Source organism: Ardenticatenales bacterium (genome assembly GCA_020634515.1).
Classification (GTDB): domain Bacteria; phylum Chloroflexota; class Anaerolineae; order Promineifilales; family Promineifilaceae; genus JAGVTM01.
The window spans coordinates 153,773-168,566 of sequence record JACKBL010000008.1; the positions used below are offsets into that span (position 1 = coordinate 153,773).

General features: G+C 60.5%; 10 protein-coding genes. 8 read left to right on the forward strand and 2 right to left on the reverse strand.

Annotated elements, in window-relative coordinates; all coding sequences use genetic code 11:
- Nucleotides 1-16: 16 nt before the first annotated feature.
- From mfd to H6650_19730, 5 genes are all read left to right on the forward strand, one after another.
- Nucleotides 17-3,604, forward strand: a complete 3,588-nt coding sequence (mfd, locus tag H6650_19710) for a transcription-repair coupling factor (protein MCB8954237.1) — start codon at nucleotides 17-19, stop codon at nucleotides 3,602-3,604.
- Nucleotides 3,601-5,097, forward strand: a complete 1,497-nt coding sequence (locus H6650_19715) for a DUF2723 domain-containing protein (protein ID MCB8954238.1) — start codon at nucleotides 3,601-3,603, stop codon at nucleotides 5,095-5,097. Before mfd ends, H6650_19715 begins: the two co-directional genes overlap by 4 nt.
- Before the next feature lie 148 nt (nucleotides 5,098-5,245).
- The gene (locus tag H6650_19720; protein ID MCB8954239.1) at nucleotides 5,246-6,085 is read left to right on the forward strand and encodes an SDR family NAD(P)-dependent oxidoreductase; all 840 of its coding nucleotides are present in this window, start codon (nucleotides 5,246-5,248) and stop codon (nucleotides 6,083-6,085) included.
- Nucleotides 6,086-6,248: 163 nt separating this feature from the next.
- Nucleotides 6,249-6,851 (forward strand): GNAT family N-acetyltransferase, encoded by a 603-nt coding sequence (locus tag H6650_19725; protein MCB8954240.1) that lies wholly within the window; start codon nucleotides 6,249-6,251, stop codon nucleotides 6,849-6,851.
- Between the two features lie 265 nt (nucleotides 6,852-7,116).
- Entirely contained in the window at nucleotides 7,117-7,560 is a 444-nt protein-coding gene (locus H6650_19730; protein MCB8954241.1) for an Ig-like domain-containing protein, read from the forward strand.
- Nucleotides 7,561-7,621: 61 nt separating this feature from the next.
- Here the strand turns inward: H6650_19730 and H6650_19735 are convergent, their stop codons facing one another.
- On the reverse strand, nucleotides 7,622-8,035 hold the full coding sequence (locus H6650_19735) for a hypothetical protein (GenBank protein ID MCB8954242.1): 414 nt from the start codon (nucleotides 8,033-8,035) through the stop codon (nucleotides 7,622-7,624).
- A 283-nt stretch (nucleotides 8,036-8,318) separates the two neighbouring features.
- Complete coding sequence (locus tag H6650_19740; GenBank protein MCB8954243.1) at nucleotides 8,319-9,731, reverse strand: hypothetical protein; 1,413 nt, start codon at nucleotides 9,729-9,731, stop codon at nucleotides 8,319-8,321.
- A gap of 152 nt (nucleotides 9,732-9,883) precedes the next feature.
- On the opposite strand from H6650_19740, the gene H6650_19745 reads away from it, so the two are divergent.
- The 3 genes from H6650_19745 to H6650_19755 all read left to right on the forward strand — a co-directional run bounded on the left by H6650_19745 (nucleotide 9,884) and on the right by H6650_19755 (nucleotide 14,753).
- Complete coding sequence (locus H6650_19745; GenBank protein ID MCB8954244.1) at nucleotides 9,884-10,270, forward strand: hypothetical protein; 387 nt, start codon at nucleotides 9,884-9,886, stop codon at nucleotides 10,268-10,270.
- A 512-nt stretch (nucleotides 10,271-10,782) separates the two neighbouring features.
- A complete protein-coding gene (locus tag H6650_19750) occupies nucleotides 10,783-12,888 on the forward strand; it encodes a protein kinase (GenBank protein MCB8954245.1) in 2,106 nt (701 codons plus the stop codon).
- Between the two features lie 218 nt (nucleotides 12,889-13,106).
- On the forward strand, nucleotides 13,107-14,753 hold the full coding sequence (locus H6650_19755; GenBank protein ID MCB8954246.1) for a S8 family serine peptidase: 1,647 nt from the start codon (nucleotides 13,107-13,109) through the stop codon (nucleotides 14,751-14,753).
- The last annotated feature ends 41 nt before the right edge of the window (nucleotides 14,754-14,794 follow it).

Here is a 14,794-nt window from a genome sequence, read left to right on the forward strand (position 1 = left end):
CCCATAAATTATTCCCATGAACATCTCCGGCCTATTAACCCTCTTCGACCAGCTTCCCCCCTACCAGGAACTGCGCCGAAAATTGCGCGAAGACGCCGACGTGGCCCCGCTGGGGCTGCCGCGCAGCGTCTGGCCGGCGCTGCTGGCCAGTATCCATGCCGAAGCCAACGTGCCCATTGTACTCATCACGGGGCGAATTGATGCCGTACCCATCTGGCGGCAGGACCTGGCTGCCTGGCTACCGCCGGACCGACAATCTCTGCGCTTCCTGGAGCCGACGCCGCTGCCATTTGAGCGTGGCCCCTGGAGCGAGAGCAGTCGCCTGGGGCGGTTGGCGGTGCTCACGCAGTTAGCCATGCTGCAAATGCCGTTCGCGCCGCCGCTGCCGCACCCGCCCCTGATCGTCACCTCGGCGCGGGCGCTGCTGCAAAAGACCGCGCCCCGCGGCCGGTTCGTGACGGCTACGCGCACGCTGCGCACAGGCCAGATTGTGGACCTGGAGAAACTACGCCAGAACTGGCTGCATAGTGGTTACGAGGCGGTGTCCGTAGTGGAGTCGCCGGGGCAGTTCAGCCAGCGCGGCGGTATTGTGGATGTGTTCCCGATTGCCAGCCTTTATCCGGTGCGTATTGAGTTGTTTGGGGACGAAATCGACACGATGCGCTATTTCAATCCGGCCACGCAGCGGTCCGCCGACGTGGCCGATAGTTTGCTGGAGCGGGTGGTGATTCCGCCCGCGCGGGAGGCGATGCCCGGGGAAATGCAGCCGCTGGGGATGGTGTTGCAGGAAGAAGCGCCGCCGAAAGAGGATGATTTGCCGGCATGGCAGGACGACATCCCCCTCCTCGCCAGCGGCCTGCCCTCCCCCCATCTGGAATACTACCTGCCCCTCCTCTACAGCCGCCCCGACTCCCTACTCGACTACCTGCCGTCCGATGCCCTGGTGGTTGTGGACGATTGGCACGTGTTGGACCAGACCGTGCGCGAACTGCATGACCACGCCGACCAGTTGGCGGAGGAGCAGGCCAGCCTGCCCCCTGGCTACCGCGGCCCGCTGTTTGCCTGGAGCGACATGGAAGCGAAACTGGCCTACCGGCGCGTGCTCACGCTGGGCGAACATACGGAACATGCCTCGGACCTGGGGCCGATGTCGCTGGCCCCGTTTTTCCAGCCCGGTCCGCGCTATGGCGGCCAGATTAAGCCACTGCTGACGCAGCTTGCGCAGGGGCGCAAGCAGGGGGAAACGACGCTGGTGGTCAGTCGCCAGGCGCAGCGGTTGGCGGAATTGTGGCGGGAAGAGGGGCCAGATGCCGGCACGCAAAGCACCCTCGCCGACGTTCTTCCCGCCTACCACCCCGTAGACGACATTCCCGAAATGCCCGACAGCGGCAGCCTCACCTTTGTGCAAGGCAGCCTCAGCGAAGGCTTCCTCGTCGAACGCCTCAGCGACAACCGCATTCTCCTCAATCTCCTCACCGACGCCGAGCTATTCGGCTGGAATCGCCCCGCGCCCCGTCGTCGCCTCGCCCCCCGCTCCATCGCCCCGGAAACTTTCTTCGCCGACATCAGCGCCGGTGACTACGTCGTCCATCTGGAACATGGCATTGGCCTCTTCCTCGGCCTCGTCGTCCGCTCCGTGGGTGGAGCGGAGCGAGAGTATTTGCAGCTTCAATACGGCAATGGCGACATCCTCTACGTCCCCGTCCACCACGCCGACCGCCTCAGCAAATGGATCGGCCCCGAAGAAGCCACGCCCCAGCTCAACCGCCTGGGCGACCGCTCCTGGGGGCAGGCGCGCGCGCGGGCGCAGCAGGCGGTAGACGAACTGGCGGACGACCTGCTGGAACTGTACGCGGAACGGGAAGCCGTCGCCGGACACGCTTTTGCCCCCGATGCTCCCTGGCAGACGGAAATGGAAGCCAGTTTCCCTTACCAGGAGACGGAGGACCAACTCCACGCCATCGCCGAAGTGAAGCAAGACATGGAACGGGCGCAGCCGATGGACCGCCTCATCTGCGGCGACGTGGGATATGGCAAGACGGAGGTGGCCCTGCGTGCGGCATTCAAAGCGGTGCTGGATGACAAGCAGGTGGCCATCCTTGTGCCCACCACCATCCTGGCGCAGCAGCATTACAACACCTTCAAGCAGCGGCTGCAACCGTTTCCCGTGCGCGTGGATATGTTGTCTCGCTTCCGCACGCAGTCGCGGCAGGATCAGATTATTCGGGGCTTGCGTGCCGGCAAAGTGGACATCATCATCGGAACCCACCGCCTCCTCTCCGACGACGTTTCCTTCAAGGACCTGGGGCTGTTGATCATCGACGAAGAGCAGCGTTTTGGCGTGCGTCACAAGGAACTCCTGAAGCAGTTGCGCAAGGAAGTGGACGTGCTAACAATGACGGCCACACCCATCCCGCGCACCCTGCATATGAGCCTTGCCGGCGCGCGCGATGTCAGCGTGATTGCCACCGCACCCGCCGAACGTTTGCCCGTGCAGACCTATGTAGGCGAGGCGGATGAAACGCTGCTGCGCCGCGCCATCCTGCGCGAACTGGATCGTGGCGGACAGATTTTTGTCGTGCACAACCGTGTGCAAACGATCAACATCGTCCACGACCAGATTCAGCGGCTGGTCCCGGACGCGCGCATTGCCATCGGCCACGGGCAAATGAGCGAGCGCGAACTGGAAGACGTGATGCAGCGGTTTGCCGATGGGGAAGTAGACGTTCTCCTCAGCACGACCATCATTGAAAGCGGTTTGGACTTTCCCAACGCGAACACCCTGATTGTGGATCGCGCGGAGCAGTTTGGCCTGTCGCAGTTGCACCAACTGCGCGGGCGCGTGGGGCGCGGCATGAACCGTGCCTATGCCTATTTCTTCCATGCGCCGTGGCGCACGCTGACGACGGATGCGCAGGCGCGGTTGGAAACGATTGCCGAGGAATCGCATCTGGGGGCCGGGTACGAAATCGCCATGCGCGACCTGGAAATTCGTGGCGCGGGCGACCTGCTGGGGGCGCGCCAGAGCGGCCACATCGCGGCTATCGGCTTTGACCTGTACACGCGGCTGCTGGCGAACGCGGTGAAGCGGAAAAAGGCGGAGCGGCGTGGGGAAACAGTGCCACCGGAGTTGGGCGAGAGTATTCTCATCGACCTGCCCCTGGCGACGTATGTGCCGCCGGACTACGTGCCTGATGCGGCGCTGCGGCTGCGGTTGTATCGGCGCATGGCCGGACTGGAGCGGATGACGGAGATTGACGAGATGGCCGCGGAATTGGCCGACCGTTTTGGCCCGATTCCCGATCCCGTGGATAACCTGCTTTATCAACTGCGGATTAAGGCATTGGCCGCGCGGGCGGGGGCGGTGGGCGTGACTGTGGAGAACGAGCAAATTCGCCTGCGTTGGCCGCAACTGGAGCAAATCGACCGTTTCCGTTTGCAGCGGTTCCTGGGCGCGGAGGTGCGTGTCAGCCGTTCGGCTATCTGGATGTCCTGGAAGGGGGGGACGAAAGATTGGCAGGTGCGCCTGGTGCAGCTTTTGGAGAAGTTGCCGACTTTTCCTGATGCTGCTCAGGCGGTAAACTCGGATGTCGTGCCGGCATGAGTCGGGCCGCGGCAGCGTGGTGGCGAAACTGGCGACCGCGGCTGGCCCGGCTGGAGGGCTGGGCGTTTTTGCTGCCGCTGGCGCTCTATTGGCGCACGCTGGCCCCGACTGTCTACAACCTGGATAGCGCGGAGTTGACGGTGGCGGCGGCCACGGGGGGCATCACGCGGGCCACGGGGTATCCGCTCTACTTAATCATCGGCGGGCTGTGGTCACGCCTGCCGCTGGGGGACGTGGGGTATCGCCTGAATTTGCTCTCGGCGGTGTGCGGGGTGGTGGCGCTGCTGCTGGCGGATCGTTTGCTGCGCCGTGATGGTGTCTCGCGCACGGCCCGCTATGGGGCGTTGGGGTTGCTGGCGGTGGCCCCGTTTTACTGGTCGCTTTCGCTGGTGGCGGAGGTGTATACGCTGCACGTGGCGCTGATGGCGGGTTTGCTGCTGCTGCTGCGTGGTTGGGCGGAAAAGCCGACGCCGGCGCGCCTGGGGCTGGCGGTGCTGTGGATGGGGCTGAGTATGGGCAATCATGTGACGATGGTGCTGTTGGCCCCGGGTTGCCTGTGGTATGTGTTGACGACCGCGCCGCGCGAGGCGCTGCGTCCGCGGGCGCTGCTGCTGGCGGGTGGGGGGCTGTTGTTGGGGGTGTGCGTGTATGGGTATGTGCCGTGGCGGTTTGGGAGAATGCCGGCATTTAATTATGCCGGCAGCTACGACAGCCAGGCCATCTTCCACCCCATTAACCTGCGTACACTGGACGGCCTCTGGTGGCTCGTCTCCGGCAAACAGTTTAGCAGCCTCCTCTTCACCTATACCGCCGCCGAACTGCTCACCGAAGTCAGCCGATTTATCAACCAGCTATGGCAGGCCTTCCTCATCATTGGCATTGGCCCCGGCCTGCTGGGGCTGGTCGTCACCCTGCGGCGGGATTGGCGCTGGGGGGGCGCGCTCCTGCTCATGTTCCTGGCAAACGTCATCTTCTACGTCAATTACCGCGTCCTGGACAAAGCCACTATGTTTCTGCCTGCCTACTTCATCTGGGCGCTTTGGCTGGCAGTTGGCTACCAATGGTTGCTACGGTGGGCCGCTGCCGGCGAACAGGGGCGCGCCAATGGCTGGCTACTGCGCGGCATCATAGCCGCCGCCGTGCTGGTCGGGCTATTCGTGACCTGGCCGCGCGTTGACCTTTCCACTGATTGGAGCGCGCGGGAAAGAGGGGAGCAAATCCTGGCGCAAGTTGAAGAAAATGCCCTTATTGTGGGGTGGTGGGATACAATTCCTCTGGTAGAATATCTGCAACTCGTAGAAAACCAGCGCCCGGACGTACAGGCGATCAATCGTTTTCTCATTGACCGCGCCAGCCTGAATCAATTGATTTACGCGCAATCAGGACAGCGTCCTGTTTATATCAACGAACCCATTATTGCCCTGCGTGCCGCGTTTGAATTTGTTCCCGTGGGGCCCTTGTATGCCGTGCGCCCTCGCCAGGAAGCGCCGTGAAACGACATGGAGTGGTTGGTGCATCGCGCGCGTATGGGCTTCTCCACGGAAGCACGGGAATATGAACAGGGTTTGTAAAAGGCCAGGTTGGACCAATTTTCTCTGGTGAAACTGGTCCAATCTCCCATAGTTATCAGGGTTTTCGCCAATGACCAATAGAACATTTGTGGTGACGGGTGGCAATACCGGGATTGGAAGAGCGATTGCGCAAGCATTGGCGGCGGCCGAGCATCATGTGGTTATCACGAGCCGTAACCAGGATAGGGGCGTGCAAGCTGTTGCCGGCATCCAGCAGGCAATTCGCCATGCAAACGTCGAAATGGTCATCGGCGACTTGAGTACAATAGCCAGTACGCATCAGTTAGCGGATACGCTACTTGAGAGATTTCCCAACATCGCTGTTTTGATCAACAACGCGGGCGTCTGGATGCTTAAAAAGCAGATCAACCCGGATCAGTTGGAGTATTCCTTCATGGTCAACCATCTGGCTCCATTTATCTTAAGCACCCGACTGCTGCCCTGCCTCAAAGCCAACGCCCCGGCACGAATTGTCAATGTCAATGCGGGTTTGTATACCATGGGGAAACTCAACCTCGACAAAACCCCCTACGGACGCGATTTCAAAGCCATAAAGACGTATGCCAATACCAAGTTGTGCAATCTTCTTTTTACCAGAGAATTGGCGCGCCGCATTGCGGGGAGCGGCGTGACAGTCAATGCCGTGCATCCTGGCGTGATTCGTACCCATTTGGGCGATGCGTCGGGCATTGTTGGACTGCTGTTACGCTTTATGAAGCGGTCGTGGGATACGCCAGAAGAAGGGGCCAAGGCGCCGGTCTGGTTAGCCACTTCTCCCGAAGTCGAAGGTTTAAATGGGCAGTACTTCGATCTGCAAACGCGCACCGAGGTAAATGAGACAGTGAAAGATGAGGCGTTATGCCGGCAATTATGGGACTTAAGTACAACCCTGGGACTGGCGATGAATTAAGATGTGCATTGCATCGCCAGTTTGAAGGAGCGGCAATGATCCCATTCCGTACCGAAAAAGCCTTGATCCCATTCTGGATTGCTCTTAGTCGGCGTTGCCTGAGCGCAGCCCAGCATTTCGCAAGAAACGACCCCGCGAATGGGCACATGAAGGGGATGTTTGCATGAGTGCTTCGGCAAGCGAGACCGTTTTTGAAACGGAACGGCTACTCGTTCAAGTTGCATCAGATCAAGATGCCGCACTCTTTTATGACTTATGGACCAACCCCCAGGTCATGCACAACGTCGGCTTCCCGCAAGGCTTGCCAATCACGCAAAAGGAAATCCAGGAACGAATAAATAACCAGGAAAACCCGCCATTTGATCATTTGCTGGTGGTCAGGTTGAAATCGAGTGGAGAGTCCATTGGCGAATGCCATCTGCACCCTCCTGACGAGGAGCGGATTGCCAGAACGGATGTGAAGCTGCTCCCCGCCTATTGGGGATATCGCTATGGTGTGGAGATAAAAAGGGGATTGCTGCAATTCCTATTCAACCATACCGAATGTATTGCCGTGGAAGCTACGCCGAATGTAGAAAATGCGGCCTCAATTAAAATGCAGGAAGCGGTTGGCGGGCGGCGAGTTGGCGAGGCGGTTGTTGAGTTTCCCGCTTCGATGCAAGGATATACGAAGCCGGTCCATCATTACATCTACCGCGTTTATCGTGACGATTGGCTGAAGTCGCGGCAAGAAGAACAGGGGCGCGCGGCACACCACGCTCTGTGACCGTCAGGATTTTGTGGATGCTTGTGTGAGACGCGCACGGCTCGCGCCGCGACACTACCAACCGTCAACTTTTTTCAGGCGAGCCAGAAACTCGCCCCACAAGGTGTTCTCAAAGGAGACTTCACAGGCTGCCGCCGACCACCATGAATGAAAATGATGTGCCGTCGTAGCCCGATTTTCCAAATCGGGCGGGCGATTTGGAAAATCGCCCTACATTTTCAGAGGCGATTTAGAAAATCGCCCTACATTTTCAAAGGAGATGATTATGAGGAAATTTAGTCGTACGATTATTGTTTTGCTCGTCTTGATGGCCGGGTTTGCCCTATCGCCTTACATGGAACTGTCGGCGCAGAAGCTGGACTGGCAGTTGTTTGGCAGTGGGTATGAATGCACGCAGAACTGCTTGCGCTCTGTGGGCATCTATGGTGTTTCCGTACCATACGGTCAAGGCTACGTGGTTGGCGGGTTTGTGTTTGTGCGGGACGAGAACAATCAGCCGGTTAATGGCGCGATTGTGGCCGCGACGTGGACGTTGCCTAACGGCTCAACGCAGAGCCGGTATGCGCAGACAAATGCCAGTGGCATTGCTCGCTTCCTCACCACGGATGGCGTGGGGGTTTATAACCTGACGATCCAGGGGATGCAGAAGGCGGGTTACACGTTTGACGACGTGAACAGCGTTCTTTCCAAGAATATCGTCGTGCCATAGCGGCGCGACATGGTGCCGGCGCGACGCACACTGTTGTGCGCCGCGCTCGGCACCTGCGCGGTCAGCGCCCTTTCCACCAGGCGATGGCCTGCGCCAGGGCAAATGTGAAGACGATTTCGGCGATGAGGATGATGGTCCATTTGCCGGCATTTGTCCATGCCAATCCACCCCAAAACAGCAGCCCATAACTCCCTAAAACCCAGGCTATATCCAACTCCGCCATCACGGCCACCAGGTGGCGGTTGATCCTGCCTGTGCGCGCCAGCCACACGAGCAGGGAGCCGTACAAGAATAAGATGATGCCGAGGAGGGGAAATGCCGGCATCACCGCCTCCACCGGTCCCAGAAATTGCGCCAACGGACGGCTGGCGACCAGCAGCACGAGACCGCTTCCCGCGCAAAAAATCCCATTCGCCGTGACCACGGAAGAAACCCAGGCAGGCATCCTCGCGGAAACAGAACCATTCGTATACATACGGTGTCTCCTTGTTGATGAAAGTGTTAGTGGGGAGGGGACCACGATTACGATGACCGCCGGTTGATGATTGGTTGTAGCCGGTGCGTCTCAGACCATCATGCCCGGTGGTCATCTACCCCGTTTCATGGCCGCAGCATACCGCCAGGACCAGTGCCAGGTCTATGAAAAAAAGTGCCAAATTGTGCCAGATAGGGTGAATATGGTTGGCTGAGGGGGGAATTAAGGGGAAAAGACGAAGGACGAATGTCGGCGGGCACGACCAGCCGCCAACGGCCAACCATCAACCATCGACCTTCCGCTCCCGCTCGCGCAAATCCTGCGCAATGAGTTCCGCGGCTGCTTTTTGCCAGTTATAGAGCGTGCGCTCAGGAACCTGCCCGCGAAACCAGTCAAGCGCGGCCTTTTCCGTGGGGGCCAGATTGTCGTGCAGGGCGCGGCGGCTGTACGGCTTCAAGCCGACCACGTACGGGTAGTAAAGGGCGTTGTAGAAGCGCCAGGCGTCGCTGCCGTTAAAATCGGCGTCCTCGGCGGGTTTCAGGCGGATAATGCTTTCCCGCAGCATCGCTTGCAGTTCCGTGGCGCGCGCCAGGGTGTTATCCGGTATTTGTCGGCGCGCCAGTCGTTCCTCCACCAGGCGCAGTCGCGTCAACGGGTTGGAGGCCAGGCGGGGCAGCGCCCCCAGGTGGCTGAGGGCGCGGCGCGTGTGGCGGGCGAACTCGTCGGAGGCCAGCCAGTGTGGGGGCATGTCTTCCCGCGCGCGCGGCAGAGCCTCCGCCACTGCCCGCAGGGTTTCTCGCTCCTGCTGCATCCGGGGCGCGCGCCCCAGAGAGAGGCGGTCCAGCGCGGCTTGCAGCCTGCTTGCTTGCGTCTGTACAAGGATGGCCGTGCCGATGCTTGCCAGCAGCAGGAGGAGCATGGCGGGTATGGGACCGGTGCTGATGAGGATGGCCAGCGTTACCTGTCCGCCGAAGAGCAAACTGATCGCCAGGGAGAAGGTGAAGGAACGTAGCAGGTCGCGCGCCAGTGACTCGCCGGCATCCAGGGCGTCCAGAAAGGCGACCACCAGCCCCAGGCTGACCAGGTCCAGCCCTATCGCCAACAGTCGCCACAACAGGGGCAGGGGCAGCAGCGGAAACATGACCAATCCCATGCCGAGGCCAAAAAACAGGGTGGCGATGAGCGCCAGCCCCAGCGGTGCCCGCGGCTGGCGGCGGTATTGTCGCCAGGCGACGACGAGGGCTGTGAACATGAGCAGGGAGATGATGCCGGCAATGCCGGCAAAAAACGGACCCGGTCGCAATGTATGATCAGATGAAACAAAAAGGAACGGCGTCCCTATCCCCATCAGGAATAAGAGCAGAGCGATGGCCGGCAGCGCCCCTATGGCCGACAGATGACTGTTTTCCGGCGTGGCGGCATTGTCGGACGTGAGCGTGAAGATTGTAGCGCACCAAAATAACGCGGGCATCAGCGCCAGTGTCCAACTCCAGCGCCCCCAGGCGAGTGATGCCGGCGCCGGTGTGAAAGCGGACATGCCGGCAGCCGCCAAAGCCAGCGCATAGGTGATCAAGCCCATGCCGGCATAGCGCAGCCGCGCCACGCCCGGATTGCGCGACCAAACATGTAGCCCTAGCCAGAGGGCAAAGGCATAGGCGACCACATCCAAAACCAGTTCCACGGGGGTCATTGCCATGATTTCATCCAGGCCATCGGGCGCCAGTAGCAGATTAAATGGCGCAATGGCCTGATTATACCATCTCGATTGTGCCTTCTTCTCCGCTGTTCGCCCGATTTTGCCTCTGGAGCGAATTGCTAGATTCCGTTCCTACGAGTTATAATGCGCACATGGCTCAGATTCAATTTTTCGACGATCCTTCGCAGATGCGCAAATCCCGCGAAGAGGTGCGGATCAACGAGATTGGCTTGCACGTCTACCCGGATGGGCGGCGCGTGGCCGTGGGTTTTGACCTGACACCGTTTTTGGAGCGCCCCTCGCTGGAGGTCGTGGTGCGGAATGCAGTGGGTGAAATTGCCGGCACGCTCAACGTCATCGAAGCGCTTCAACCCAACTTTCACCTGACCATGCATCTGCGTGACGCCCAGCCGGCCGAACCATACACCGTCCTGGTGACTGCTTACTACGTCGCCCCCGGCGAGAAACGGCAAATTGTGGACCAGCGGACGGCGCATTTCTCTTTGGCCGATAGCCGCGCACCACAGGAGTCGGAGTAAAACATTGTTCGGGTGTTGCCAATTGTCGGGCGGCAAAAGCTGATAGCATAGGAATTGCGCGGTTGAGCTATTTCCAAAGAGAGCGGAGCGGTTTCCAAACCTGCTCCGGTCGTAACTACTAACGCTCTCTGGAGATTGGACCAAATTCACCGGAGGAAATTGGTCCAATCGGACTTAGGGCGCATCTGTCAATTTCCGAGCGAAGTCTCTATGAACGGATGCGGCCGAAGCACACGTCGGTGGCGGGACGGGGTTGGTCTGCTGAAATGGGTTGGAGAGTCATGTCGCGCCCGGATTATAATCCTGGCCTTGCTTACCGTCCGTTTACTCAAACTGCCGTCAAAAAACGATTGCCATCGAAAACTCGTATGTAACCATCCACGCCAGTTTGCCAGGTTTACTCAAGAGATAATCCCCCGTAGAGGTGAGAAAACCAGAGGGGCGTCTTCGAGTAAGCGCACGCGAATTTCGGCGAATGACCTAACGTATCGCATTATCTGTTCCTGAAAGAGATGTCAGACCCCAACGCCTACATAGGCCGCGCAATCGGCAAATACAAGATCATCGAGCTACTAGGGCGTGGCGGCATGGCTGTGGTCTACAAGGCCTATCAGCAGAACCTTGACCGCTACGTGGCGTTGAAGCTGATGCACAGTTTCCTGGCGGAAGAAGGGGATTTTCTGGAGCGGTTTAAGCGAGAAGCGCGAGCGATGGCCCTGTTGCGGCACCCGCACATCGCCGATGTGTACGATTTCGACGTGGTGGATGACACGTACTACATCGTGATGGAGTTTGTCGGCGGCGGTTCCTTGAAAGAGGAGATTGAGCAATTTGAGGCGCGCGGCGAGCGGATGCCCCTGAGCCGGGCGGTGCGCCTCATGTTGGAGTTGATCGACGCGGTTTCCTACGCCCATGCGCGCGGCATGATTCACCGGGACATCAAGCCCGGCAACATCATGCTGCGGCCCGACGGAACCGCTGTCCTCACCGATTTTGGCATCGCCAAGATTTTGGGCGGACCCTCGCATACTATCACGGGGGCTATGGTGGGCACGCCCGCGTATATGGCTCCGGAGCAGGGGATGGGGCATTTGGGGGACGAGCGCAGCGATCTGTACTCGCTGGGCATTCTTTTCTACCACCTGATCACGGGGCGGCTGCCGTTTGAATCGACGACACCGTTGGCGGTGGTGATGAAGCACGTGACCGAGCCGCTGCCTCCGCCCATCATGGTAAATCCTGACGTACCTGCCGGCATTCAGGAAGTCATCCTGCGTGTTACCGCCAAAGCGCCCGAAGATCGCTACCAAACCGGCTATGAGTTTGCCCACGCGCTGCGCCAGGCCCTGCGCGAAAATGGTGGTGACTTGCTGGCGGCCTTGCCCCCCGACTTAATGCGCGATGAACCGCTGGCGATCATGAGTACGATGGCCGCGCAAACCCGCGTCAGCAACACCCATCCATCCCCGCCACCCGATTGGGAGGCGCGGCTGGCGACCCTGGAAAGCATCGCGCCGGCGGCTTCCACGCCGCCGCCTCGTGGAGCGGACCGCCACCGCTGGATCCCCTGGATGTTGTCCGCCGTGCTGCTGCTCATCCTGGCCGCGGCTGCCGGGGCGTATGCCTTTAGCTACTTCCGCCCCGTGCCATCACCGACCCCAACGGCGGTTGTGGCGGCGGCGACGGCAACGGAGACGCCCGGTCCAACCGAAACGCCGACGGAAGCGGTTCCGACGCCGGATTTTGCCGGCACGGCCGTCGCCGCCATCGCCCTCACGGAAACGGCCCTGCCCACCAGTACGCCCCTTCCGCCCACCGACACGCCTGTTCCTACGGAGACGCCTACCCTGATGACCACGCCCGACCTGACGGCCACGCATATTGCGGGATGCGTTTTTGCCGTCGAGAACGAAGGCTATTACACGTATGACAATCCGGCGGCGCAGTCGGCTCCCACGGGGTTGCGCTTCCCGCTGCGTTTTGAACTGCATAACGTGGGCACGTGCGCCTGGCCAGTGGGATGGCAGTTAACGGTGCAGGATGGCTCGGCGTTTCGGCGGGAGGATCCGTTGGTGCTGGAGGAACCGGTGCCGCCATCCGGCAAGACGACGTTGACGGTTTCGCTGCTGGCCCCGCAAAATGCCGGCACATACGACACCATCTGGCAGTTGCGCAACGAGACCGGCGAGCCGGTCGGGTCGCCCATACCCGTCTCCTTGCGCATCTATGTCGCCGCTACCGCCACGCCCAACGCGCCGCCGGCCCCCAGCCTGACGCCCTCGCCCACCATTGAGTCCGTTTCCGATATCGGCTTCACCATCACCTTTGACTGGTGCGAATATGCCGGCGATGAATGGCGCTGCGAAGTGCGGATCATCCCCTTTGGCGGCATTGGCGAGCCATATACCATCTGGGTGTTCGACGCCGATCAACCCGCCCGCTATTTTGGCGGCAGCCAGTATCACATCATTCATGCCCGCCGCTGCGCCCAATGGATCCATGAAATCCGCGTGCAAGATGAAGCGGGTTACTATCTCTCGCGCAACATTGCCTTCGATCCCGTCACCAATCCTTACGTTGCCCCGCTGTTTCCCGAAGGCCAATGCGTCTCACAATAACCAACAACTGTCAACCGTCAACGGCAAGCGGCAAACTATCAACAACCCGCTTTCAAACGACCACCGTAGCCCGATTTTCCAAATCGGGCGGGCGATTTAGAAAATCGCCCTACATCTTCGCAGAAGTTGACGCGCGGCACCTCTACCAACTGTCAACGGCAAGCGGCAAACTATCAATGACCAACTGACCACTACCCACTATTCCCCCAGGAGGTATCATGACCAAAAGGCTTCTCTTCGTATTCGTCCTTGTGGCCGGCCTGACGCTGTTTTTGCGCCAGGAGAGCCAGGCCACCGCCGATCCCATCGTCAGCCAGCGGCCCGAATATGTGCCGGGCGAGGTGCTGCTCAAGTTCCAGGACGACATCGCCGCGGCGGCGGTGGATACGTTCAACCAGCAATACGGCACGCAGGTGATTCATCGCTACCAGTTTACGGATGTGTTTCATTTGCGTTTGCCGGCATCCCTCAACGTAGACCAGGCGCTCATCACCCTCGCCCGCGACGCCCGCGTGCAATATGTCGAACCGAACCGGTACAACTATCTGGACACCACCACCGTCATCCCCAACGATGCCCAGTTTACCGACCTGTGGGCCATGAACAACACCGGCCAGACCGGCGGCACGCCCGACGCGGACATTGACGCCGTGGAGGCATGGAACATCACCACCGGCAGCAACGACCTCGTCATTGCCGTCCTGGACTCCGGCCTGGACATGAGCCACGAGGACATTGCCGCCAATTTGTGGACCAATCCGGGTGAAATTGCCGGCAACAACATCGACGATGACAACAACGGCTACGTGGATGACGTGCATGGTTGGGACTTCTCCGGCGGCGACAACGATCCCTCCCCCGCCGGCGGCGGCTGCCTGGGCCACGGCACGCACACGGCGGGCACGGTGGGCGCGGTCGGCAACAACGGCGTGGGCGTCACCGGCGTCAACTGGAACGTGAAGTTGATGCCCCTGAAGGCGTTTGAACCCATCCTCATCATCCTCTGCGCCGCTTCCGACGCCGACCTGATGAACGCCATTGAGTACCAGACGATGATGGGCGTGCCCATTTCCAACAACAGTTGGGGCGGCAGTTCTCCCAGCCAGGCGATGCAGGCGGCGATTCTGGCCACGCGCTCCGTTTTTGTGGTAGCTGCCGGCAATTCCGGCAACGATCAGGAAGTCACCCCCTCCTACCCCTCCGCCTATCCACTGGCAAACATCATCTCCGTCGCCGCCACCACGGACACGGACGCCCTCGCCGGCTTCTCTGATTACGGCGTCGTCTCCGTGGACCTGGGCGCGCCCGGCGTGGGCATCCGCAGCACCCTGCCCAACAACAACTATGGCAACCTCTTTGGCACGTCCATGGCCGCGCCCCACGTGGCCGGCGCGGCGGGCTTGCTCCTGGCGCAGTACCCCGACCTGACGAATAACGAGGTGAAATGGTGCTTACTTGCCGGCACGGACAACACCGGCCTGCCAGTCGTCACCGGCGGTCGCCTCAACGTCAACAAGGCATTGCAGCGCTGCGGCATGGCGCAGGCGCTCACCGTGCAGTTGACGCCCGTCAGCCCCACGGAGCTTTCCCCCGGCGACACACTCTCCTTTGACATGCACCTGGCGAACACCACCCAGGCCTCCGTCAGCGGCAATTTGCGCCTGTACTTCGAGTTCGTCACCGGGCAGACGGCCACCCTGGCTAACGTGAATCTGACCCTGAATGCGGGCCAATCTTTCACGCGCAACATTGCCTTCCAACTGCCGCCCACCATCCAACCCGGCACGACCTTCGCCATTTACGCTGCCGCTACCACGCCCACCAGCTTTAGCGAAGAGAAGATCAATTACACCATCGTGCCCTGATCCCGCTCCCAGAGGCGCGACGCAGCGACAAAGCGCGTCGC

Excerpts from the sequence above, each read along its gene's own strand:
- H6650_19725 (MCB8954240.1), top strand. The coding sequence starts at position 6,249 with ATGAGTGCTTCGGCAAGCGAGACCGTTTTTGAAACGGAACGGCTACTC.
- H6650_19720 (MCB8954239.1), top strand. The coding sequence starts at position 5,246 with ATGACCAATAGAACATTTGTGGTGACGGGTGGCAATACCGGGATTGGA.
- H6650_19750 (MCB8954245.1), top strand. The coding sequence starts at position 10,783 with ATGTCAGACCCCAACGCCTACATAGGCCGCGCAATCGGCAAATACAAG.
- H6650_19745 (MCB8954244.1), top strand. The coding sequence starts at position 9,884 with ATGGCTCAGATTCAATTTTTCGACGATCCTTCGCAGATGCGCAAATCC.
- H6650_19715 (MCB8954238.1), top strand. The coding sequence starts at position 3,601 with ATGAGTCGGGCCGCGGCAGCGTGGTGGCGAAACTGGCGACCGCGGCTG.
- H6650_19730 (MCB8954241.1), top strand. The coding sequence starts at position 7,117 with ATGAGGAAATTTAGTCGTACGATTATTGTTTTGCTCGTCTTGATGGCC.
- H6650_19755 (MCB8954246.1), top strand. The coding sequence starts at position 13,107 with ATGACCAAAAGGCTTCTCTTCGTATTCGTCCTTGTGGCCGGCCTGACG.
- mfd (MCB8954237.1), top strand. The coding sequence starts at position 17 with ATGAACATCTCCGGCCTATTAACCCTCTTCGACCAGCTTCCCCCCTAC.
- H6650_19740 (MCB8954243.1), bottom strand. The coding sequence starts at position 9,731 with ATGGCAATGACCCCCGTGGAACTGGTTTTGGATGTGGTCGCCTATGCC.
- H6650_19735 (MCB8954242.1), bottom strand. The coding sequence starts at position 8,035 with ATGTATACGAATGGTTCTGTTTCCGCGAGGATGCCTGCCTGGGTTTCT.